Source organism: Ascidiaceihabitans donghaensis, from assembly GCF_900302465.1.
Classification (GTDB): domain Bacteria; phylum Pseudomonadota; class Alphaproteobacteria; order Rhodobacterales; family Rhodobacteraceae; genus Ascidiaceihabitans; species Ascidiaceihabitans donghaensis.
The window spans coordinates 2379531-2403084 of record NZ_OMOR01000001.1; the positions used below are offsets into that span (position 1 = coordinate 2379531).

The 23554-nt window shown below is 55.7% G+C and carries 21 protein-coding genes; 19 read left to right on the forward strand and 2 right to left on the reverse strand.

What is annotated here, in order from left to right; genetic code table 11:
• Window positions 1–67: 67 nt before the first annotated feature.
• From alr to ASD8599_RS11890, 7 genes are all read left to right on the forward strand, one after another.
• The gene (gene alr / locus ASD8599_RS11860) at window positions 68–1102 is read left to right on the forward strand and encodes an alanine racemase (RefSeq protein ID WP_108830150.1); all 1035 of its coding nucleotides are present in this window, start codon (window positions 68–70) and stop codon (window positions 1100–1102) included.
• Window positions 1099–1872 (forward strand): MlaE family ABC transporter permease, encoded by a 774-nt coding sequence (locus ASD8599_RS11865; protein ID WP_108828731.1) that lies wholly within the window; start codon window positions 1099–1101, stop codon window positions 1870–1872. The genes alr and ASD8599_RS11865 overlap by 4 nt, the downstream gene beginning before the upstream one ends.
• Window positions 1869–2615 (forward strand): ABC transporter ATP-binding protein, encoded by a 747-nt coding sequence (locus ASD8599_RS11870; protein ID WP_108828732.1) that lies wholly within the window; start codon window positions 1869–1871, stop codon window positions 2613–2615. Before ASD8599_RS11865 ends, ASD8599_RS11870 begins: the two co-directional genes overlap by 4 nt.
• Before the next feature lie 89 nt (window positions 2616–2704).
• Window positions 2705–3172: a paraquat-inducible protein A gene (locus tag ASD8599_RS11875; RefSeq protein ID WP_108828733.1), complete on the forward strand. Its 468-nt coding sequence runs from the start codon at window positions 2705–2707 to the stop codon at window positions 3170–3172.
• A gap of 148 nt (window positions 3173–3320) precedes the next feature.
• A complete protein-coding gene (locus ASD8599_RS11880) occupies window positions 3321–4082 on the forward strand; it encodes a DNA repair protein (RefSeq protein WP_245926019.1) in 762 nt (253 codons plus the stop codon).
• Between the two features lie 38 nt (window positions 4083–4120).
• Complete coding sequence (gene radA / locus ASD8599_RS11885; protein WP_108828734.1) at window positions 4121–5491, forward strand: DNA repair protein RadA; 1371 nt, start codon at window positions 4121–4123, stop codon at window positions 5489–5491.
• A 27-nt stretch (window positions 5492–5518) separates the two neighbouring features.
• A complete protein-coding gene (locus ASD8599_RS11890; protein WP_108828735.1) occupies window positions 5519–6085 on the forward strand; it encodes a CvpA family protein in 567 nt (188 codons plus the stop codon).
• 73 nt (window positions 6086–6158) lie between these two features.
• Here the strand turns inward: ASD8599_RS11890 and ASD8599_RS11895 are convergent, their stop codons facing one another.
• Window positions 6159–7475, reverse strand: a complete 1317-nt coding sequence (locus ASD8599_RS11895; protein WP_108828736.1) for a methyl-accepting chemotaxis protein — start codon at window positions 7473–7475, stop codon at window positions 6159–6161.
• Window positions 7476–7643: 168 nt separating this feature from the next.
• On the opposite strand from ASD8599_RS11895, the gene purF reads away from it, so the two are divergent.
• The 8 genes from purF (at window position 7644) to ASD8599_RS11935 (ending at window position 13888) form a co-directional block, all read left to right on the forward strand.
• Window positions 7644–9101 (forward strand): amidophosphoribosyltransferase, encoded by a 1458-nt coding sequence (gene purF / locus ASD8599_RS11900; protein WP_108828737.1) that lies wholly within the window; start codon window positions 7644–7646, stop codon window positions 9099–9101.
• 109 nt (window positions 9102–9210) lie between these two features.
• Window positions 9211–9765: a hypothetical protein gene (locus ASD8599_RS11905; protein WP_108828738.1), complete on the forward strand. Its 555-nt coding sequence runs from the start codon at window positions 9211–9213 to the stop codon at window positions 9763–9765.
• 44 nt (window positions 9766–9809) lie between these two features.
• Window positions 9810–10211 carry a DUF1801 domain-containing protein gene (locus tag ASD8599_RS11910; RefSeq protein ID WP_108828739.1) on the forward strand — a complete coding sequence of 134 codons (402 nt, stop codon included), beginning with the start codon at window positions 9810–9812 and terminating at the stop codon, window positions 10209–10211.
• Window positions 10212–10242: 31 nt separating this feature from the next.
• Window positions 10243–10884 carry an SDR family NAD(P)-dependent oxidoreductase gene (locus tag ASD8599_RS11915; RefSeq protein WP_108828740.1) on the forward strand — a complete coding sequence of 214 codons (642 nt, stop codon included), beginning with the start codon at window positions 10243–10245 and terminating at the stop codon, window positions 10882–10884.
• A gap of 157 nt (window positions 10885–11041) precedes the next feature.
• On the forward strand, window positions 11042–11827 hold the full coding sequence (gene surE, locus ASD8599_RS11920) for a 5'/3'-nucleotidase SurE (protein WP_108828741.1): 786 nt from the start codon (window positions 11042–11044) through the stop codon (window positions 11825–11827).
• Window positions 11824–12483, forward strand: a complete 660-nt coding sequence (locus ASD8599_RS11925) for a protein-L-isoaspartate(D-aspartate) O-methyltransferase (RefSeq protein WP_108828742.1) — start codon at window positions 11824–11826, stop codon at window positions 12481–12483. The genes surE and ASD8599_RS11925 overlap by 4 nt, the downstream gene beginning before the upstream one ends.
• A gap of 42 nt (window positions 12484–12525) precedes the next feature.
• The gene (locus ASD8599_RS11930; RefSeq protein ID WP_108828743.1) at window positions 12526–12981 is read left to right on the forward strand and encodes a hypothetical protein; all 456 of its coding nucleotides are present in this window, start codon (window positions 12526–12528) and stop codon (window positions 12979–12981) included.
• Between the two features lie 130 nt (window positions 12982–13111).
• Complete coding sequence (locus ASD8599_RS11935; protein WP_181364475.1) at window positions 13112–13888, forward strand: lysophospholipid acyltransferase family protein; 777 nt, start codon at window positions 13112–13114, stop codon at window positions 13886–13888.
• Here ASD8599_RS11935 and ASD8599_RS11940 read toward each other — a convergent pair.
• Window positions 13885–16314: an ATP-dependent helicase gene (locus ASD8599_RS11940; protein WP_108828745.1), complete on the reverse strand. Its 2430-nt coding sequence runs from the start codon at window positions 16312–16314 to the stop codon at window positions 13885–13887. The genes ASD8599_RS11935 and ASD8599_RS11940 overlap by 4 nt on opposite strands.
• Before the next feature lie 157 nt (window positions 16315–16471).
• Here ASD8599_RS11940 and ASD8599_RS11945 point away from each other — a divergent pair, with 157 nt between their 5' ends.
• From ASD8599_RS11945 to ASD8599_RS11960, 4 genes are all read left to right on the forward strand, one after another.
• Entirely contained in the window at window positions 16472–17614 is a 1143-nt protein-coding gene (locus ASD8599_RS11945) for an alpha-hydroxy acid oxidase (RefSeq protein WP_108830152.1), read from the forward strand.
• A gap of 176 nt (window positions 17615–17790) precedes the next feature.
• Window positions 17791–21231, forward strand: a complete 3441-nt coding sequence (locus ASD8599_RS11950) for a pyruvate carboxylase (protein WP_108828746.1) — start codon at window positions 17791–17793, stop codon at window positions 21229–21231.
• Window positions 21232–21445: 214 nt separating this feature from the next.
• Entirely contained in the window at window positions 21446–22636 is a 1191-nt protein-coding gene (locus tag ASD8599_RS11955; RefSeq protein WP_108828747.1) for a peptidoglycan DD-metalloendopeptidase family protein, read from the forward strand.
• Between the two features lie 12 nt (window positions 22637–22648).
• On the forward strand, window positions 22649–23401 hold the full coding sequence (locus tag ASD8599_RS11960; protein WP_245926021.1) for a hypothetical protein: 753 nt from the start codon (window positions 22649–22651) through the stop codon (window positions 23399–23401).
• Window positions 23402–23554 lie beyond the last annotated feature (153 nt).

The window sequence follows — 23554 nt, forward strand, 5'->3', positions numbered from 1 at the left end:
CTTCGCGGGCTTGGGTGCAGGCTTAAATCCACTTGACCGCAAATCCACACATGTCACAACGCACGTCATGAGCACCGCACATTTAACAATTGATCTGGGCGCTTTGGTCGCCAATTGGACGTCGCTGGACGCCATGACAGAGGTCGACACCGCCGCCGTGGTCAAAGCCAACGGATATGGGTTGGGTGCGCCGTCTGTCGGACGCGCCTTGGCCAAAGCCGGTGCGCGCACCTTCTTTGTGGCAGCCGCCGAAGAAGGTGCCATTTTGCGCACAGCCCTTGGCCCCGGCCCAACAATCAATGTGTTTTCAGGGCATATGGCCGGCGACACAGACGTGATCCGTGACGCCGACCTGACGCCGATGATCAATTCGGTTGACCAAATGCTGCGTCACGTAGAAGCCCTGCCCGGCGCCCCTTTCGGGTTGCAGCTTGATACAGGGATGAACCGGCTGGGCATGGAACCAAGCGAATGGTCCGCGCTGCGCGATATTGCGTTGGCGCAGAACCCCACGTTGATAATGTCTCATCTGGCCTGTGCAGATGACCCTGCCCATCCGATGAACGCGCAACAACTTGGCAGCTTTGTCGAAATGACAGACGGCATAGACGCGCCACGATCCTTGGCTGCCACGGGCGGAATTCTGCTTGGGTCCGACTATCATTTCGACATGACCCGCCCCGGCATCGGCCTATATGGAGGCGCACCGTTTGCAGATGCGGCGCCCGTCGTGACACTGGATGTTCCCGTGATCCAGACCCGCGAGGTCGCCATCGGAGAAAGCGTTGGATACGGCAATGCATGGGTGGCTACACGCCCCAGCCTGGTTGCAACCGTGGCCGCAGGATATGCCGATGGCTTGATCCGCGCCATCGGGGACGGTGCATCCATGTACGCCGGTCAGGTCGAAGTCCCCGTGATTGGCCGTGTGTCTATGGACATGATCACAGTCGACATCACAGATGCACCCCACGCGTCAGAGACATTGCAGCTGTTGGGACAATTACAGACTGTCGATCACTTGGCAGCTTGTGCAGGCACAATCGGTTATGAAATCCTGACATCAATGGGCCACAGATACCACAGGACCTACACGGAATGAGCTGGCTTGCTGGCATCGGGCGTTCTGCCTTGGGGCTGTTGGGCGCAATCGGGCGCGTGACTTTGTTTGCTTTCTCGACGTTAAGCCACATGGTGCGCCCCCCCTTCTATCTGCGCGAATTGGCTGTTGCCCTCCTGAACATTGGGTGGTTGTCGTTGCCTGTTGTGGGCCTGACGGCGGTGTTCACAGGCGGTGCGCTGGCCCTGCAAATTTATGCAGGCGGGGCACGGTTCAACGCAGAAGCCGTGGTGCCACAAATTGTGGCCATCGGCATGGTCAGAGAACTTGGGCCGGTTCTGGTGGGATTGATGATTGCCGCACGGGTCACATCATCTATCGCCGCCGAAATCGCGACCATGAAAGTCACCGAACAAATCGACGCATTGGTGACGCTGTCTACCCATCCCATGCAATATCTAACTGTGCCGCGTGTCGTTGCCGCCACGCTGACAGTGCCTGCGCTGGTCGCCGTGGGCGACATCATCGGCATTTTTGGAGGCTACGCAGTTGCCACAGGCACGCTTGGGTTCAATCCTGCGGCCTACATTCGAAACACCGTCGATTTTCTGGAACTGCGCGACATTGTATCATCGCTGGTTAAAGGTGGGGTCTTTGGATTTATCGCAGCCACGATGGGGTGTTACTACGGTATGAACTCCGGTCGCGGCGCCCAGGGGGTTGGACGCGCAACCAAAGGATCAGTCGAAGCTGCAGCGATCCTTATTCTTGCAGCTAACTTTGTGCTGACCGGGGTGTTTTTCTCGCTATGATCAAACTTGAAAATGTCCATAAATCCTTTGGAAACAATCACGTATTGCGCGGTGTTGATCTAACGGTCGAACGCGGCACATCTATGGTGATCATTGGGGGGTCCGGCACTGGCAAATCCATCACAATCAAGTCGGTGCTGGGGTTGGTCACACCCGATCAAGGTACAATCACTGTCGACGGGCAGGATGTAACCAAAACAGACCGGGATGCGTTTCTGGCCAAATTCGGAATGCTGTTTCAGGGCGCCGCGCTGTTCGACAGCTTGCCAGTTTGGCAAAACGTGGCATTTCGTTTGCTGCGGGGCAGCTTGAAAAAACCCAAAGACGAAGCCCGCGCCATTGCGATCGAAAAACTGCGCCGCGTCGGGCTTACCCCTGATGTTGCGGACCGTTTACCGGCGGAGTTGTCCGGTGGCATGCAAAAACGCGTGGGGCTGGCGCGGGCCATTGCTGCCGATCCCGAGATCATATTTTTTGATGAACCCACAACAGGTCTGGACCCGATCATGGCCGGTGTCATCAACGATCTCATCCGCGAAATTGTGACGGAAATGAAAGCCACAACCATGACGATCACCCACGACATGACGTCGGTGCGCGCCATCGCGGATACAGTTGCGATGTTGCACAACGGGGTTATCCAGTGGGCGGGTCCTGCGGCAGACATTGACGCGGCCGGCGACCCATATCTGGATCAATTTATCCATGGCCGTGCCGAGGGCCCCATTGAATCGGTACGTTGAAAAGTATCAAAGATGCATGTTCGACGCCGAAAACCTGTCATACCCCTCCAAACGAACCCGTTTTTGATCACGTCTAAGGCCTGAACCCAATGCAACGCCCTATCGTTCTGACCTTTCTGCGCTGTGCCAATCTGAGTTTGCTGGTGCTATATCCTGTTGCATGGTTCGCTCCACTGATGCGCGCCGGTGTCCTGCCGCTGTTCAGCTTGAATGAAATCAGTGTGGTAACAGGCTTGCAGTCGCTGTGGGGCAGCGATGTTTTTCTGGCGTTGGTCGTCACGGTTTTTGCGCTTTTTGCCCCGTATCTCAAAACGATCCTGCTGGCGTTGTTGCATTTTGATCTTCTGAGTGCGCGCACCTTACCCGCCATCCACGTGATGGGAAAACTGGCAATGGCCGACATTTTTCTAATCGCGGTCTACATCACACTTTCTAAGGGGATCGGGATTGGACGCATAGAAACTGCTTGGGGCCTATATTTGTTTACTGTACTCATCCTTGCCTCAATCTTGATCAGTTGGCTCAGTGAACAATTGCAAAAGCGACCAAAAGATTGACGCGAAACGTGAAACAATCACCTTAGAAACCTCCTTAAACTGATCACATTTTAGCGGTTTGGTGTGGATTTCTTGGTTTTCCCCTTCGAGAAGTTGGTTAATCGGCGTATGTTTGCCTACGAAATCATCTTCTGGGGGGAAGACAGTCGTGACGCATGTGCGTGGTGTTTTTTATCTGGTGCAGTTTTTAATGCAACGCATCGCCTTGGCCTGCTTTGCCTTCACCGCCTTGGCACTTGTTACTGTCACGGGTCTTGCTGTCTTTGGGCTGTTGCCTTGGTTGGAAGTCAACGCAATCTGGAATGGTGAATTCGTCGACAACGCCGGCATGTATGTGCAAATCATTGCAACTGTGTTGGCCGTAGCATTGTGTTTCTTCTTGCCCTCGAACAGACGCATAATGACTTTGGAAAATTCCCACCGCCAGTTTGCAATCGGGATGCAGGACGTGGCCCGCGCGTATGGGGCGGTTCATGCAGCCGATCGGGGTGATGTTTTTCGGATCAGTTCGGAATTTGACGCTATCAAAGAACGTTTAGCCTATCTGCGCGATCATCCAGATCTGTCATCTTTAGAACCTGAAGTACTTGAAATTGCAGCGCAAATGTCGCACATCTCGAAAGAGCTGGCAGAAGTTTATTCAGATGATCGCGTCTCACGGGCGCGGGCATTCTTGAAAGAACGACAGTTTGAAGTGCAACAATTCAACACGCGTCTGGCAGAAGCCAAAGCCGTCAGCACCGAATTGAAACACTGGCTTCATGAAATTGAGCTTGAAGAAAGCGTTGCTGCCGCACAATTGGATCGTCTGCGTGACGAATTGCGTGGGGCGCTGCCGGAACTTGGCCTCGAAACCATTGTACGCACGGACAATACTGTTGTGGAACTACCACCAAAAGCAGCCGAATAAGCCTTTGACCCCCTTCCTTGCTTAAGGCAAAAGGCGCCATGGCCAAATCATCAACGACATTCACCTGCTCTGCTTGCGCGTCCAGCTACACCAAATGGTCCGGGCGGTGCGACGGGTGCGGCGAATGGAACACCATTGTCGAGGACAAAGGGCTGTCAAAGTCCGGCCCGTCGGGAAAATCGCTGGGCGCGCGGCGCGGCAGCACAGTGCAACTGACCGATCTTGCCACAAAAGAAGCACCGCCGCCGCGAACGCGATCCGGTATTGACGAACTGGACCGGGTTTTAGGTGGTGGCTTGGTGCCTGCCTCCGCCATTTTGGTAGGCGGCGATCCAGGTATCGGCAAATCCACACTTTTGCTGCAAGGTGCGGCGCAGTTTGCCCGTTCCGGTTTAAAGACCATCTATGTGTCAGGCGAAGAAGCCAGTGCACAGGTCCGCATGCGCGCCCAGCGCCTTGGGTTGACGGACGCGCCGGTGCAATTGGCATCAGAAACCAATTTGCGTGACATTCTCACGACGCTTGAAAACGAAAAACCACAGCTTGTGATCATCGATTCGATCCAGACCATGTGGTCTGACACAGTGGACAGTGCGCCGGGCTCTGTCAGTCAGGTGCGTAGCGCGGCACACGAGCTGACAACATTTGCAAAACGCAACGGCATGTCCGTGATCCTGGTTGGTCATGTCACCAAAGAAGGACAGATTGCCGGCCCACGCGTTGTTGAACACATGGTTGATACGGTGCTTTATTTCGAAGGAGAGCGCGGCCACCAGTTTCGCATTCTGCGCGCGGTCAAGAACCGTTTCGGGCCTGCAGATGAAATCGGCGTGTTTGAAATGACGGGATCAGGTTTGGCCGAGGTCACAAACCCATCAGCCCTTTTCCTAAGCGAACGCGGCACACCCAGCGCCGGATCGGTCGTTTTTGCAGGCGTCGAAGGCACACGCCCCGTGTTGGTTGAATTGCAGGCATTGGTGGCCCCTAGCCCACATTCGCAGCCGCGCCGGTCCGTTGTGGGATGGGATGGCAGTCGTTTGGCGATGATTTTGGCCGTTCTAGAATCGCGATGCGGCATCCCGTTTGCGGGGTTGGACGTCTATCTGAACGTTGCAGGCGGTATGAAGATCAGCGAACCTGCGGCAGATCTGGCCGTGGCAGCCGCCCTTTTAAGTGCGCGTGAAGACGCGCCTTTGCCGGAAGGTGCCGTTGTTTTTGGAGAAATCAGCCTGTCTGGCGCCCTGCGTCCCGGCCCACAGACCGAAAATAGGTTGAAAGAAGCGCAAAAACTTGGTTTCACAGCTGCGATTGCGCCATCGGGTGGAAAACCGATAGAGGTTACTGGCATGTCCTTGCGACAGATGGGCGATTTAACACAGTTTGTTGGTGACATTTTCGGCGCCGGATAAATAAGAACAAGAAAAGGGCAGAAAACCATGGAAGGTTTTACCATCATTGACGGCGTCGTCGCCATTGTCATCATACTCTCAGCCTTATTGGCTTACGGCCGTGGTCTTATGCGTGAAATCATGGCCATCGCCGGCTGGGTTCTGGCCGCTATTCTGGGTTTTCTTTTTGCACCAAAAGTTGAACCGCTGGTACGCGAAATTCCTGTCGTGGGCGACATCATTGCAGACAGCTGTGAATTGGGAATCATCAGCGCGTTTGGCTTGGTGTTTGCCGTGGCGCTGATCGTTGTGTCTTTGTTCACACCGCTGTTTTCTTCTCTGATCCAACGCTCCGCATTGGGCGGTGTTGATCAGGGTCTTGGGTTCTTCTTCGGTGTTTTGCGCGGCATCCTTTTGGTAGCCATCGCGTTTTTCGTCTACGATACTGTGATCACGGGACAGGAATTTACAGTTGTCGACGAAAGCCGGTCCGCCGCAGTCTTCGGGCGTTTCACAGGCCAAATTCAAGATCAAGAACCAGAACAGGCATTCGGGTGGATCACCCAGCAATACGAAAACCTGATCAGCAGCTGCGAAGCCCCTGATCCCCAATAACGACAAGCAATCTGAGCATTAAACTAATCAGGTCGCGCATTAGCGCGGCCTTTTTTATTGTTGCAGGCATCTATCACTGTGCGGATTGCACCTGCGCCACTCCGAAATTGCGAAGCTCTTGGTTCAGGGTCTGGCTGTAACGTGTCAGACGCTCGACGGAGTCTTGGTTGTCCGACGCCGATTCAGCGCTTTTTTCGCTGGATGCGGCAAGATCACGAACAACTGCATTGATCATTGCAACGCGTTCCGCCTGTTCGCCTGCCTCTCTGGAAATCTGTGTCATGCCTTCCGCAACTTGGCGGGACTTTTCCTGAACATCTTTTAGATTGGCTTCGCTTTCCGTGACATGGTTCTGGGTAGTCTTGGCTTGCTGGACAGAGCGCGCGATCAACGCCTGAATTTTGCCAGAAGCATCTTGGGACCGCCCCGCAAGATTTCGAATTTCAGTGGCCACCACGGCAAAACCTGCGCCACTTTGGCCCGCGCGGGCAGCTTCAATACCTGCGTTCAAAGCCAAAAGATTAGTTTGGAACGCTATAGAATCGATGACCTCATTGATTTCCGACATTTCAGTTGTCGCTTTGCGCATCTCAGTGGTTGCATCCAAGGCGCACGCCATTGTGCTTGCGCTGGAATCGGCAATCTGTGCGGCTTTTTCCGTATTTTTCAACGCATGTCCTGCGTTTTCAGAAGTTTTGGTGACGGAAGATGCGACCACATCAACCTCTGCCGAGGTTTCTTCAAAAGACGCAGCATTGCGCAAGGCTGCGTCAGCTGCTTCGTTCGCACGGGTCAAAATGTCCGCCGCTGCAACGTTCAGTCCCTTGGCGACCTTCCCTACGGTCTGGAACACATGTTCCAATCGTTCCATAGAGGCATTGTAGCCCCGGGCCAGATCAAACAATTCATTGTCGGGCGTCACTTGGACCCGGTACGTCAGATCACCATTCTCAAGTTGCGACAACCCTGCAGAAATGGAGTTCACAACGCTGCGCCGCGGTGTAACATCCGACGCAAGTTTAATGATCGAAGACACAGAGCCATCAGCTGCAAAAACCGGTGCATATGACGCTTGTAGCCACATTGCCTGCCCCCGTTTTGTAAAGCGTTCATATTGTCCTTGGTGGGTCTGGCCCGAATTGAGGTAATCCCAAAACTCACGATACTGCACGGACTTCCCATACACCGCATCGACAAAAATTCTGTGATGTTGGCCCACAATTTCATTCATTGTGTATCCCATGGCCGTCAAAAACAGGTCATTGGCATGTAAAACATGCCCGCCGGCGTCAAATTCGATCACTGCATATGTGCGATCGACCATTTGGGCCATGGCTTTGGCCTTGGCCATTTCGGCATCGCTAGACGATTTTGTGAACTCTGGGCGCATAAGTCGTTCCAAATAGGATCAAGTCTGCCCTGCCTTAAACACAATTTCTTTAGAGACAGCTAACAGCCTGCCTTTTTGTCATCGCACCGTGACATACGCGCCCGAACCCCTTAACAGAGGGATGAACCCTCCCTGTCCGGATTCGGAGCTGCCGCTGTGTCCAATCTAATGCCTCCCGCACACCCCTTTGATGATGACAAGCTCAAGGAGGAATGCGGAATTTTCGGCGTCCTTGGCACCAAAGAGGCCGCCAATTTTGTGGCCCTTGGTTTGCACGCGCTGCAACACCGCGGTCAGGAAGCAGGCGGCATTGTAAGCCATGACCCTGAAATGGGGTTCAACTCTGCGCGCCGCTTCGGCTATGTGCGCGACAACTTCACCTCACAAAAAGTGATGGAAACCCTGCCCGGCCCCCTTGCTATCGGCCATGTGCGCTATTCCACTGCCGGCTCAAAGGGGCAAACCGCGATCCGCGATGTGCAGCCCTTCTTTGGTGAATTCGCCATGGGCGGGGCCGCGATTGCCCACAACGGCAACATCACCAACGCCAATGCACTGCGCCGTGAACTGATCGAACGGGGATCGATTTTTCAGTCCTCCTCTGACAGCGAATGTATCATCCACCTGATGGCACGGTCCTTGCAGCGCAACATCCCTGAACGCATGGAAGACGCTTTGCGCCGTGTTGAGGGCGCGTTTTCAGTGGTCGCTATGACCCGCACCAAACTGATCGGTGTGCGCGATCCCTTGGGCGTGCGTCCGCTGGTGTTGGGCAAGGTCGGTGACGGCTGGGCGCTAAGTTCAGAAACCTGTGCGCTGGACATCATCGGCGCGGAATTCGTCCGCGAGATTGAACCCGGTGAAATGGTTGTCATTTCAGAAAAATACGGCGTCCAAAGCCACTTTCCCTTCCGCCGCCAACCGTCCAAGTTCTGCATATTTGAACATGTCTATTTCAGCCGCCCCGACAGCATCCTTGGCGGGCGCTCTGTTTACGAGACACGCGAAAACATCGGGCGTGAGCTGGCCAAAGAATCCCCGGTGGAGGCCGATCTGGTCTGCCCGGTCCCTGATTCCGGCACGCCTGCGGCCATCGGGTTTTCGCTGGAATCCGGCATCCCCTACGCGATGGGCATCATCCGCAACCAATACATGGGACGGACGTTTATCGAGCCGACGGAAAGCATCCGCAACATGGGGGTGCGTCTGAAGCTGAACGTGAACCGCGCCCTGATCAAAGGCAAACGGGTGATCTTGGTAGACGACAGTGTCGTGCGTGGCACAACCAGTCGCAAGATCAAGGAAATGATCCTTGATGCCGGCGCCGCAGAGGTCCATTTCCGCATCGCATCGCCCCCAACTGCATGGCCATGTTTCTACGGCGTCGACACGCCTGACCGTGACAAACTGCTTGCGGCCACAATGTCAGAAGAGGAAATGCGCGACCACCTCGGCGTCGACAGCCTGAAATTCATCTCGCTTGATGGGCTCTACCGCGCGGTCGGCGAAGCCAAAGGGCGCGACAAAGCTTGCCCGCAATATTGCGACGCCTGCTTCTCGGGGGAATATCCGGTGATCCCGGCAGACAAAATCGACGATGGGTTTGTGATGAAGGCGGCTGAGTGATTGGGGCGATTTATCCAACAACACCATTTTTAAGCATTTTGGTGATGGCGTACGTGGATGGGGCGACATTTGACATGCACGAACAATCCCACCTGCCAACACCGCTTTCATGACAGAAACGAGTGACAAGCGCATCAAACTGGAACAACGCAACGACGCGTTGTTGATCACCATTCGTGCGAAACGCAACGTCGGGATATGTCTGTTCTTAGGGTTTTGGCTGGTTGGATGGGCTGTTGGTTGGATCTCTGCCTTGGGCGCGTTGATCCTTTCACCCCTCGGCTTTATCACTCTATTTCTTCTGGTTTGGCTGTGTTTCTGGACTGTCGGTGGGCTTGTTGCCCTTTCGGCTTTTTTATGGATGGTTTCGGGAAAAGAAGAGATTTCGATCTCTGATCATAGTTTGATTATCTTACGACGCGTGCCGTTTTGGTCAAAGCCCGTAGCTGTCGCAATGACTGCAGTGAGCAACATGCGGGTGGTCCCCAATCCAAAAGGGCGGCATCAGAAAAACTTCAAAGGGTGGCGTTCAGCGGATGCCGGAGTGATCCATTTGACCAACGGTACAAGGAAACTGGGGTTCGGATTGGAACTGGATCCAGTGGACGCACGTAAACTTGTCGATACGGTTGTTGCGATCTTTCCAACATTAAAAGACACTTAACTCTACTGACAGTATCTGTCATGACGCCCAAGTAATCTGTTGCTATGCAAAACCTCGCCCCCAACCTCACCGCGCTTATCCGGCACTGGCCGAAAAAGGCGCAGTCCCGTTTCCTTGAACTGCGCTCCATCGTGCATACCGCTGCGCAAGATGCAGATGTTGATCTGCAAGAAACCACCAAATGGAACGAACCTGCATGGCTGCCTTCAAAGCCACGCACCGGCTCAACGCTGCGGTCCTGCTGGCATCCAAAACACGCGGACGCCTTGGGGCTATTCCTTAATTGCAACAGCACGTTGCCCGAAACAATGCGCACCCTTTACCCCAACACTTTCACGTATGAAGGCAAACGGTCGCTCTGGCTGCCCTTGGACGCCCCCCTACCCGAAGACGCGCTGCATCACTGCGCCACACTGACGCTGACCTATCACCGTAGCAAAGCTTGACGACGGGGCGAAAGCGCATCACTACGCAGGCATGACAAAAACAGCTCTTATAACCGGCGCCTCTCGCGGGCTCGGCGCAGCCCTCGCAGAAGACCTCTGCGCAACACACCACATCATTGCCGTGGCCAAAACCACAGGCGCACTGGAAGAGCTGGACGATAGAATCAAAGCAAAGGGTGGCAGCGCGACACTGGCCCCAATGGATGTGACGAACGCCGATGCGATGGCCACCTTGTGCCGCGGCATCCATGACCGTTGGGGCACATTGGATTTGTGGGCGCACACTGCGATCCATGCAGCCCCGCTAGCGCCTACCAGCCACATCGACGGCAAAGATCTGGCGAAATCCATTACTGGCAACATCACTGCGACAGCAACGCTGATCCAATTTATCGCGCCCCTTCTGGGCGACACCGGACACGCATTGTTCTTCGACGACCCATGCGCGGGCGAAAAGTTTTTTGGCAGCTACGGAGCCACAAAAGCCGCGCAAATTGCTTTGGCGACAAGCTGGCAACGCGAGACCGCGAAAACCGGACCTCATGTGCATATTCTGACACCGAAACCAATGCCGACAAGCACACGCGCCCGCTTTCACCCGGGCGAAGACCGCAGCACTTTGAACACGCCTGCGTCACAAGCACAGGCGCTGTTGGCACAGATCAGCATGTAAACCGTTCCAAAAAGATCACGACCACACCACAAGGCCAAACGCCTGAGTCCCAAACGCAACGCCGCACAGGTCTTTTTCCCTAAAAAATCCCCGCCGGAGGCTCCTGCCCTTGCCGCGTATCCCTGCCGCGCCTATCAAGATGCAAAAGGGGACCCAAATGCGCATTCTCATCACAAACGACGACGGCATCGCAGCACCGGGGCTAAAAATCATGCACGCCATCGCATCCGAGATCGCGGGGCCAAAGGGCGAAGTCTGGACAGTGGCCCCTGCGTTTGAACAATCCGGTGTCGGACATTGCGTCAGCTACACACACCCTATGATGATTTCCGAACTTGGCCCCCGCAGGTTTGCCTGTGAAGGCGCACCAGCAGATTGCGTTCTGGCCGGGCTGCACGAAGTGATGCAAAACGCAAAGCCAGATCTTGTGCTTTCAGGTGTCAACCGCGGCAATAATTCAGCTGAAAACACACTCTATTCAGGCACGATCGGGGCCGCGATGGAAGCGGCCTTGCAGGGGCTGCCCGCTATCGCGCTTTCGCAATACTACGGGCCTGCCAACAACACCGCTGACAATCCGTTTGAGGCCGCGGCTATGCACGGCGTCAATGTCGTGCGAAAAATCCTAGCTGCCGCCCCGCAAGAACGCGATGATTATTCCTTGTTCTACAACGTCAATTTCCCGCCAGTGATGGGCGCCGATGTCAAAGGCATCCGGCTTGCGGCACAAGGACGCCGTGAAAACACGGGCTTCTCGACAGAACCCCACCACGCGCCGTCAGGACGCAAGTTTCTTTGGATTAAGGGCGGTGACCAACGTGCTGAATGCGCGCCCGGTACAGATGCCGCAGTGAACCTTGATGGGTATATTTCGGTCACACCGATGCGCGCCGATCTGACGGCCCATGACACGTTTGACAGCCTGCAAAGCCTCAACACATGACGGATGACGGTGCCCTGTCTCAGGCGGAACAAAAGATGCAGTTCCTTTACCATCTGCGCTCCAAGGGGGTGACAGACAAACGGGTGCTTGAAGCCATGGAAGCGATTGATCGCGGCCCCTTTGTGAAAGGCATTTTCACCGACCGCGCCTATGAGGACATGCCGCTGCCAATTGCGTGTGGACAAACCATCAGCCAGCCATCGGTTGTGGGTTTGATGAGCCAGGCGTTGAATATCACCCCACGTGACAAGGTGCTCGAAGTGGGCACGGGGTCCGGCTATCAGGCTGCGATCCTCGCCAAACTCGCGCGCCGCGTCTATACTGTTGACCGCCACCGCCGCCTTGTGCGCGAAGCCCGCGACATCTTCGATGCGTTTGACCTGCATAACATCACGGCCATCACCGGCGACGGCAGCTTCGGACTGCCCGACCAAGCACCGTTCGACAAGATCATAGTGACCGCCGCCGCAGAAGATCCCCCCGGCCCCCTTCTGGCACAACTCAAAATGGGTGGAATCATGGTGGTGCCTGTTGGCCAAAGTGACGCGGTCCAAAGCCTGATCCGCGTGCACAAAACCGAAAGCGGATTAGAGTACGACGAAATGCGCGACGTGCGATTTGTCCCGTTGCTGGAAGGCTTGGGGAAAGACAGTTGACCCGTTCGTTGGTAAGGGATCAGATATGTTCAAAGGCTGGCCATGACATTTGATTTTCTCAATAAGACATCAATCGTAATTACTTTGGCCGCATCCACAATCACTGTGATTGTGGGGCTCTATTTCATGGGCTTTCTTGATGAAGATACCATTCGCGAACAACGCCTTAGTCTGGCGCAAATGGACGCGCTGGAAGGATCATGGTGTACTCAAGAATTCATGCCCGTTTATCCAAACGCCCGAGTGACGTTTCAACGGGACGGGCGCAAGATGCGCATGAAACAAACCGGTTTTGGTGAATACAGCCACGATTTTGAACAGATCGATGTCTTTGAACGCAATGCCATTTCATATTTTCGCTACCCCGAAAGCATACAGTTCATTACCTCTTTGGGGGTATTCGAGAACAAGCTGACGTGGGAACGCTGGCGGCGCAGCCCCGACGGAACCTACATCGCAGCCGACGATACAGGGTACGTCACCTACCTTTCGTGCTAGGCTTCGCGCAAGCTCTCAACCTACCCCTGCGTCAACTTCACCCTTGCCCCTTGCCCTGCACACCCGCTACACCCGCCCAAGTGCCCGGACTATCCTTGGCCTGCCCTTTAGACAGCACGTCAGGATCACTGTGGCCTCACCTTCCCCCACATCACCGCACGACACAGCACTGATACGCTTAATCAAACGCGCTGTATTGATCCTTGCTGGCCCGTTTTACTTTCTCTACATAGGTTTCGTGCCGCTTTTGTGTAGCAAACGCAAAGGGTTCCGGGGCTGGTATTGGCGCACTGTCAAACGGGCATGTTCACGGCTGCTGAACCTGCTCAGCATCAAAGTCGCCATCACACAGGCGGAAAAGGACGCTTTGGCGGCCGACGAAAACAGCGTGATTGTCATCAACCACCGCAGCCATCTGGATGGCTTCACCTTGATGGATGCTGTCCCAGATGCGAAATGGTTCACATTCGCCGCCAAGAAAGAACTGTGCGACGCCAAACTTCTCAGCACCGGTTTCAAAGGCGCGGGACTGGTCGAAATCGACCGCCGCAGCGGCAAGGTTGCGATGGATACACTGTCAGAAGCCGTGGGAACCATGCCGCCGCGCCGCTCTGTCGTGTTGTTTCCCGAAGGCACACGCACAAAAACCCAATCCTTGGGGGAATTCAAAGCCGGCGCTGTGTTGGTGGCCCGCGAAACGGGGCGTACGATCCGGCCTATTCTTATTCTGAATTCAGACCGTTTACTGCCAAAGGGGCGGTTTTTCCCCTTGAGCGGCACAGTCACGTTAAAAGTTCTGCCGCCGTTTCATTGCGACCCGAACGCCACGCCAGACGATGATGTGGCCCGCCTGCGTGCCCAAATGATGGCTGTCTTTGACGCAGAAAACGCCGACTCGCACACTTAAAACGGGATGTCATCCACGCCAGAGATGAACTTGGCCACAACCTTCTTGGTGCCTGCCTTTTCAAACGCGATTTCCAGCTTGTCGCCTTCAATTTCCAAAACGGCGCCATAGCCGAACTTTTGATGAAACACCCGTTCGCCCACCGTAAAGCTGCTGACTGCGGTCATATCGATGATGGTGTTTTTGCTTTCGGCGGGCTGACTTACTGGACGCTGTTGTGACCGCGCCTGCAACCTGCGCCATCCGGGTGAGTTGTATACATTCGCCTCAGACGCCGCCTGATGCAAATTCGACTGTACCTCTGCTTGGGGGGCGGCAGCACCAAATCCACCGCCATACAACCCCGGAGGCGTCAGAACATCGACATGTTCCTGAGGCAGCTCATCAATGAAACGCGACGGTAAGCTTGATTGCCATTGCCCGAACACGCGGCGATTGGCGGCAAAGGAAATCGTACACAGCTCCTCTGCGCGGGTAATGCCCACGTAAGCCAGACGCCGTTCCTCCTCGAGCCCCTTTTGGCCGCTTTCATCCATTGAACGCTGCGATGGAAACAACCCGTCTTCCCAGCCGGGCAAAAACACGCAGGGAAATTCAAGCCCTTTGGCCGCGTGCAGCGTCATGATGGACACTTTCGCGCCCCCATCATCACTTTCATTGTCCATAATCAGGCTGACATGTTCCAGAAACCCTTGCAAATTCTCGAACTGCTCCAAAGCTTTCACAAGTTCCTTAAGGTTTTCCAACCGCCCGGGTGCTTCAGGCGTTTTGTCGTTTTGCCAATGGGTCGTGTACCCGCTTTCGTCCAGAATAACCTGCGCCAGCTCAACATGGGTCATCTGCGGGGCGCCGTATTCCACACCCGTCGTCACACCTTCGTCGATGACATCATCGTCACCAATATCGCGCGCCACAACGGGCCCGCGCGACATCCCGATCCAACGGTCTATTCCTTCAACAAGCTTGCGTAACTCACTGCCACCTTTACCTTTTATCAAGCCGCTATCGACTGCGATCCGCGCACCTTCCACCAACGAAACACCGTTGGATCGCGCCGCAATCTGAATGGTCTGCTGCGCTTTGTCGCCAAGACCGCGTTTGGGCGTGTTCACGATGCGCTCAAACGCCAGATCATTGTCGGGGCTTGTGACAACGCGAAAATATGCCATTGCGTCGCGGATTTCCATGCGCTCGTAAAAGCGTGGGCCGCCAATAACGCGGTACGGCAGGCCTATGGTCAAAAAGCGATCTTCAAAGGCACGCATCTGATGTGATGCACGGACCAGAATGGCCATATGGTCCAGCGACATCGGGGCCATGCCCCGCGTGCCGCGTTGGGACGCTTCTATCTCGTCTCCGATCCAGCGCGCCTCTTCCTCACCGTCCCAATGGCCGATCAAACGCACCTTTTCGCCGTCGGTTTCTTCGGTCCACAAGGTTTTGCCAAGCCGTCCTGCGTTGCCTTCGATAACCCCGGATGCGGCACCTAAAATATGCGGCGTGGACCGGTAGTTTTGCTCCAGACGCACCACGTGCGATCCGGGAAAATCAGTCTCAAAGCGCAGGATATTGCCCACTTCTGCGCCGCGCCACCCGTAGATAGATTGGTCGTCGTCACCAACACAGCAGATGTTTTTGTGGCCTGAGGCCAGCAGCCTAAGCCACAGATATTGCGCGACGTTCGTGTCTTGGTATTCGTCTACAAGGATGTATTTGAACCAGCGCTGGTATTGCGACAGAACATCGCCATGGGTCTGAAAAATCGTGACCATGTGCAGCAGCAAATCGCCAAAATCTGTGGCGTTCAACTCCAACAATCGGGCCTGATACTGGGCGTATAATTCCGGGCCTTTATGGTTGTAGGCACCGCCATCGGCTGCCGGAATTTTATCTGGCGTCAATGCACGGTTTTTCCAATCGTCGATAATGCCGGCCAACATGCGCGCAGGCCAACGCTTGTCGTCAATGCCAGCGGCAGACACCAGCTGTTTGAGCAAGCGCAATTGGTCGTCCGTATCCAAAATCGTGAAGTTGCTTTTCAACCCGACAAGTTCAGCATGTCGGCGCAAAAGCTTCACACAAATTGCGTGAAATGTGCCAAGCCACGGCATGCCTTCGATCTGTTGCCCCAACATGCCGCCGACGCGGTTTTTCATTTCACGCGCGGCTTTATTGGTAAACGTAACTGCCAGAATTTCATTGGGACGCGCACGGCCGGTATTCATCAAATGCACAATGCGTGCAGTCAAAGCTTTGGTTTTGCCAGTGCCAGCGCCTGCCAACATCAAAACAGGGCCGTCCATCTGCTCGACGGCGGCCCGCTGTGCAGGGTTCAACCCGTCAAGATAGGGTTGCGGACGCGCAGCCATGGCGCGGGCGGACAAAGACGCGCCATCAAAGGCGTCCATTTCATCAAAACTGCTCATGGCGGTAATGTAACGCCAAATCAGAAAAAGGAAAACCCGTGTTCACAAGATGTTCCCCGCTTCTTTTCGCTATAAATATCCCGGGGGGAGTCCGCAGGATGGGGGCTGGCCCCCTTGCACCCTTGCCAAGCCATGCAAACCCAGCGCAAATGCGCAAATGGACCTTCACAGCAGTTACCCCGGCCTTTCTGACCTGCGCCATGCAGCCCAAAAACGTATCCCGCATTTCGTGTGGGAATACCTCGACAGTGCCACAGGCGACGAACGCACAAAGCAGCGCAACCGGGATGGCTTGGACGCTGTAGGTTTTTTGCCCTCGATTTTGCACGGCGAATTCAAACCAGACCTCTCCACATCATTGTTGGGACATAACTATCCCCTGCCCTTTGGCATTTCCCCTATCGGGATGTCCGGGCTGATATGGCCTGGCGCCGAAACACTGCTGGCCCAAGCAGGCGCTAGACTTGGCATTCCTTATGCATTGTCGACAGTCGCCACTCAGGCCCCCGAAGACGTTGCACCGCATCTGGGTGATCATGCTTGGTTCCAGATGTACCCCCCGCGCGACGAAGCCATTCGCACAGATATGCTGAACCGTGCAAAGGCCAGCGGGTTCAGAACGCTCATATTGACCGTGGACGTTCCCGTGGCTTCGCGGCGCGAACGCCAGACGCGGTCGGGGCTGACAAACCCGCCTAAGCTGACGCCGCGTTTGCTGGCGCAGGTGGTTCGATGCCCGGCTTGGGCACTGGGCATCATGAAGACAGGCATGCCGCATATGCGCATGCTGGACAAATACACCGATGCCGCGGGACAAGGACGTTCAACAACAGAACATGTTGGTTACTTGCTGCGTACCTCGCCTGACTGGTCTTATGTAGAATGGTTGCGCGATGCCTGGGACGGGCCATTTGTGATCAAAGGTGTCACGCGCCCCCAAGATGCGGAACGGCTTGAAACACTTGGTGTAGATGCGATCTGGTTGTCCAATCATGCAGGACGCCAATTTGATGGGGCGCCGGCCGCCATTGATACACTGCCTGCAATGCGGGCCGCGACGACGTTGCCAATAATCTTTGACAGCGGAATTGAAGGCGGGCTTGATATATTACGCGCTTTGGCGCTGGGGGCAAATTTTGTGATGATGGGCCGCGCTTGGCACTATGCCCTTGGCGCATTGGGCAAAGCGGGTCCCGCGCATCTGGCCGATCTGCTGGCGCGCGACATGGAAGCCAACATGGGTCAACTGGGTGCACGGACGTTAGGTGAATTGCCTGACACGATACACCACGGGCGCTAAGTCTCTGGTTCTGTTCACAACTGTATACAAGTGACCTAAGGGAAACAATTACACGCTTGCGTCGCCCGCGTTGGCGCAAACATCGCTTTTCTACCCAAAACTACGCGTTTACCACTTTAAGAAAACGACATAGAACGTGGCGCAACTGCATACCGGCTCCAAAAAGGACCTGCCCTATGACCGACTTCAAAAAAATTCTCATCGCCAACCGCGGCGAAATCGCCATCCGCATCATGCGGGCCGCCAACGAGATGGGCAAAAAAACGGTGGCGGTGTTTGCCGAAGAAGACAAATTGGGGTTGCACCGCTTCAAAGCGGACGAAGCCTACCGGATCGGCGAAGGCATGGGGCCGGTCGCAGCCTACCTCAGCATTGACGAAATTATTCGTGTGGCGCGTGAATGCGGCGCCGACGCGATCCACCCCGGCTATGGCCTGCTGTCGGAAAACCCCGATTTTGTGGACGCCTGCGCCAAAAACGGCATCACGTTTATTGGCCCCAAGGCCGAAACCATGCGCGCCCTTGGCGACAAGGCGTCCGCGCGCCGCGTCGCGGTTGAGGCTGGCGTTCCTGTCATTCCTGCCACGGAAGTTCTGGGCGACGATATGGCCGCCATCAAGGCAGAAGCGGCCGAAGTCGGGTATCCTTTGATGCTGAAAGCGTCATGGGGTGGCGGTGGTCGCGGAATGCGCCCCATCATGTCCGAAGACGAGCTGGAAGAAAAAGTGCTGGAAGGCCGCCGCGAAGCTGAAGCCGCCTTTGGCAACGGTGAAGGTTATCTGGAAAAGATGATCATGCGCGCCCGCCACGTCGAGGTGCAAATCCTCGGTGACAGCCACGGCGGCATGTACCACCTGTTTGAACGCGACTGTTCCGTGCAGCGCCGCAACCAGAAAGTGGTCGAACGCGCCCCTGCTCCCTACCTCAGCGAAGAACAGCGCACAGAGATTTGCGAGCTGGGGTACAAAATCTGCAAACATGTGAACTATGAATGTGCAGGCACTGTCGAATTCTTGATGGATATGGAAACAGGCAAGTTTTACTTCATCGAAGTGAACCCGCGCGTGCAGGTCGAACATACCGTAACCGAGGAAGTCACCGGCATCGACATCGTGCAGTCCCAGATCCTGATCGCCGAAGGCAAAACCATCGCCGAGGCCACTGGCAAAGCCACTCAAGCTGATGTCCAACTGACAGGCCACGCCTTGCAAACGCGGATCACCACCGAAGACCCGCAAAACAACTTTATCCCCGATTATGGCCGCATCACCGCCTTCCGCGAAGCGACAGGTTTTGGCATCCGCCTAGATGGCGGCACGGCATATTCGGGTGGTGTGATCACGCGCTACTACGATTCACTGCTGGTCAAAGTCACCGCCAAGGCGCAGACACCTGAATTGGCCATCGCCCGCATGGACCGCGCCCTGCGTGAATTCCGTATTCGTGGCGTGTCCACCAACATCGCCTTTGTCGAGAACCTGCTGAAACACCCCACGTTCCTCGACAATACCTACCACACCAAGTTCATCGACGAGACGCCGAACCTGTTCCAGTTCAAACGCCGCCGCGACCGTGGCACCAAGGTGCTGACCTACATCGCGGATATTTCCGTGAACGGACACCCCGAGACCAAAGACCGCGCGATGCCGCGCCGCGACTTGAAAGAACCAAAAGCCCCGGCCCATCTGAACGAGCCTCAAATGGGCACGCGCAACCTTTTGGAACAAAAAGGCCCCCAAGCGGTTGCCGACTGGATGAAGGCCCACCAACAACTGCTGATCACCGACACCACCATGCGCGATGGGCACCAATCCTTGTTGGCGACCCGCATGCGCAGCTACGATATGGTTAAGGTCGCCTCGGCCTATTCTGCCAATCTGCCGCAACTGTTTTCCATGGAATGCTGGGGCGGTGCGACTTTTGATGTTGCTTACCGCTTCTTGCAGGAATGCCCGTGGCAGCGCCTGCGTGATCTGCGCGAACGCATGCCCAACATTATGACGCAGATGCTTTTGCGCGGCGCCAATGGGGTTGGTTACACCAACTATCCCGACAATGTGGTGCAGGATTTTGTGCGTGTGGCCGCAAACACCGGCGTCGATGTGTTCCGCGTGTTTGACAGCCTGAACTGGGTTGAAAACATGCGCGTGGCCATGGACGCGGTGCAGGAGCAGAACAAGGTCTGCGAAGGCACGATTTGCTACACGGGCGATATCATGGACCCCGACCGGTCCAAATATGACCTGAAATACTATGTGGACATGGGCAATGAATTGAAGGCCGCTGGTGCGCATGTGCTGGGGTTGAAAGACATGGCGGGTTTGTTGAAACCCGCAGCCGCGCGTGTTTTGGTGCGTGCCCTAAAACAAGAAGTCGGCCTGCCGATCCACTTCCACACTCATGACACAGCCGGCATCGCGTCAGCCACGATCCTCGCGGCGGCTGAGGCAGGCGTAGATGCAGTCGATTGCGCCATGGACGCGCTGTCGGGCAACACATCGCAAGCGACTTTGGGCACCGTGGTCGAAAGCCTGCAACACACCGACCGCGACACCGGGTTGGACATGAATGCAATCCGCGACATTTCCGACTACTGGGAAGCGGTGCGCGGGCAATATGCGGCGTTCGAGTCTGGCATGCAGGCGCCCTCGTCCGAGGTCTACCTGCACGAGATGCCGGGTGGCCAGTTTACCAACCTCAAGGCACAAGCACGGTCTTTGGGATTGGAAGAACGCTGGCCCGAGGTCGCGCGCACCTATGCGGATGTGAACAAGATGTTTGGCGACATCGTCAAAGTCACGCCATCCTCAAAAGTCGTCGGCGACATGGCACTGATGATGGTGTCCCAAGGGTTGACCCGCGATGAGGTCGAGGACGCGGACAAAGACGTGGCATTTCCTGACAGCGTGGTCGACATGATGCGCGGCAACTTGGGCCAGCCTCCGGGTGGGTTTCCTGCAGGCATTCAAACCAAAGTGCTCAAGGGTGAGGCCCCCAACACAATGCGCCCCGGTGCAGACGTGCCACCCACCGATCTCGATGCGACCCGTACAGAACTGACAGCCTTGCTGGAAGGCAAAGACGTCGATGACGAGGATTTGCAAGGCTATCTGATGTATCCAAAGGTGTTTTTGGACTACATGGGGCGTCATCGCACCTATGGCCCGGTGCGCGTACTGCCGACGCATACCTTCTTTTATGGCATGCAGCCCGGCGACGAGATCACAGCCGAGATTGATCCGGGAAAAACGCTGGAAATTCGCATGCAAGCCATTGGCGAGACCAATGAGGACGGCGAAGCCAAAGTCTTCTTTGAACTCAACGGTCAGCCGCGCGTCATTCGTGTGCCCAACCGTATGGTCAAAGCCACAACGATCCAGCGGCCTAAGGCTGAGGTCGGCAATGCCGATCACATTGGCGCACCTATGCCGGGCGTTGTGGCCTCCGTGGCGGCGGTTGTGGGCAAAGAGGTCAAAGAAGGCGATTTGCTTTTGACCATTGAGGCCATGAAGATGGAAACCGGTATTCACGCCGAACGCGACGCTGTTGTGAAGGCTGTGCATGTGCAACCCGGCGGCCAGATTGACGCCAAGGATTTGCTGGTAGAACTTGAATAAGTCTGCCCCTTGAGTATGGGGCGCGGTTGTTGGGGGCCTTGCCCCCGCGCTTTCGCGCGCCCCCAGGATATTTTTAGCGAAAAGAAACCCTGCCTCGGCGGGGCTTTGCGCGGTTTTGTGCCTGTGCAATCGTTTCTGGCAAAACGGTGTTAAACCCTATATTCTTGCGCCCAAGCGCCCCGGGCAAACATGGGGCCACATGAGGACGCAGTCGATGACCCACGTTAATTCCCGCCGGAGTGTGCGCACTTCTATGTTTTTTGCCGTTTCCGGTTTGATGGTTTTATCCGCTTGTGACGAACCGCTTGATTTTGACCTGCGCGGCATCGGCGGTGGTTTCACAACCAAGGATGCAGCTGTGAACGCCACAGCCAAAAGACCCTCAGCGGACAATCGGGGTGTTATTTCATATCCGAACTATCAAGTCGCCATTGCAAAACGCGGAGACACTTTGAACGATGTGGCTGCACGTCTGGGGCTGGATGCCAATGAACTGGCCCGCTTCAACGGTGTCGCGGCTGATGTTCCCTTGCGCAAAGACGAAATCATCGCCCTGCCCCGCCGCGTGTCAGAACCATCGCCCGCAACCGGTGCTGCCACCACAGGCCCGATCCGTCCTTCTTCTGTTGATGTCACCACATTGGCTGGCAGTGCAATCGACAATGCCCCCGACACCACGCCTGTGCAAACGGCAACCCTGCCAGACACCCCGAAACCTTCAGGCGTCGAGCCCATCCGCCACAAGGTTGAACGCGGAGAAACTGCCTATACGATTGCGCGCCTGTATCAAGTGCCTGTGCGGTCTTTGGCGGAATGGAACGGGCTTGGCAGCAACTTTGCCGTGCGCGAAGGTCAATTCTTGCTGATCCCTGTGGCCAAACAGGCCCCGCCTGCCCGTGTACTGGATGACACTTCGGTGCCCGGCGCCGGGTCTGCCACGCCAACACCGCCCAGTGCGACCAAACCTTTGCCTGATGAAGACACAACCCCCGCAGCTGCAAAGCCTGAGCCAGCCCCTACCATTGATGTGGGCGCCCCCCCCAAGGCTGCAACCAACGCCCGCTTGGTGTACCCCGTAAAGGGCAGCATCATTCGCGAGTATGCAAAAGGCCGCAATGAAGGCATAAATATCAAAGCAGCCCCAGGCACGTCCGTGAAAGCCGCAGATGCAGGCACCGTTGCCGCCATCACCAAAAGCGGTGACGGCGTGCCGATCGTTGTCGTGCGCCATGCAGACAACCTGTTGACGGTTTATGCCAACGTCACGGACGTTCAGGTCCAAAAAGGCGACACGGTACGCCGCGGACAAGGCATTGCAAAATTGCGCGATGGCGATCAGTCTTTTGTGCATTTCGAAGTGCGTAAAGGCTTCGACAGCGTCGATCCGACACCTTACCTGCAGTAAGGCGCCGAACTGGTGCGGCGCACGCTGTCCGTTGGGCTGCACGGCCTGCTTGTGGTGGTGCTGACTGTAGTGACCCAATTGGGGGGTATCGCCTGGATTATCGCCCTGCTGACAAGACGCCGGGTTTTGGTTTTTCTGTGTGCATATGTCGTTTTGTCCGTAACATCTGTGTTTGTGGCGCCTGTTTTTGGGCGGACGCCATTGTCCTGTCTGCAATCAGGACCGCTTCAGATGCAATCCACCCTGTATTGCGCCTTGAACCGGCACTATGTGACACCCGAGCTCAGCACAGTGCTACAAGACATGGCCCACGACATGGCCGCTGCCCATCCCGACACAGTCACACAGGTTCTGGATGCGGGATTTCCGTTTTGGAACGGCATGCCTTTGTTGCCGCATCTGTCCCACAATGACGGGGAAAAGGCGGATATCGCGTTCTACTACGAAAACGAAAACGGCTATCTTCGGGGGCAAACAAGATCACCCATCGGCTATTTCGCCTTCCAGAACGGACCAACATCCTGCCCGAGGCGCTGGCCTTTGTTGCGGTGGGATATGGCGTGGTTGCAAGGTTTTTGGCCAGACTGGTCCTTGGATGACAAACGCATGGCCACAGCGTTGCGTCTTTTGAAGAACGACCCGCGTGTCGACAAGATTTTTGTCGAACCGCATTTGGCGCAACGGTACGGCGTGACAGGCGGAAAGGTACGGTTTCAAGGATGCCGCGCTGCACGTCATGACGATCACATTCACATGCAACTGTAGATTGGTTTCTTTGACCAACTGTTGCCATAATCGCCAATACCTGCCCCATTTGCTTAAAAATGACCTTGTATTTGCCTCAAATCGACTGTTTCCGCCGCACTGAGGCCCTGTTGCCCATTCAGAAACAATTCAACGTAACCTGTTGGATTGGTA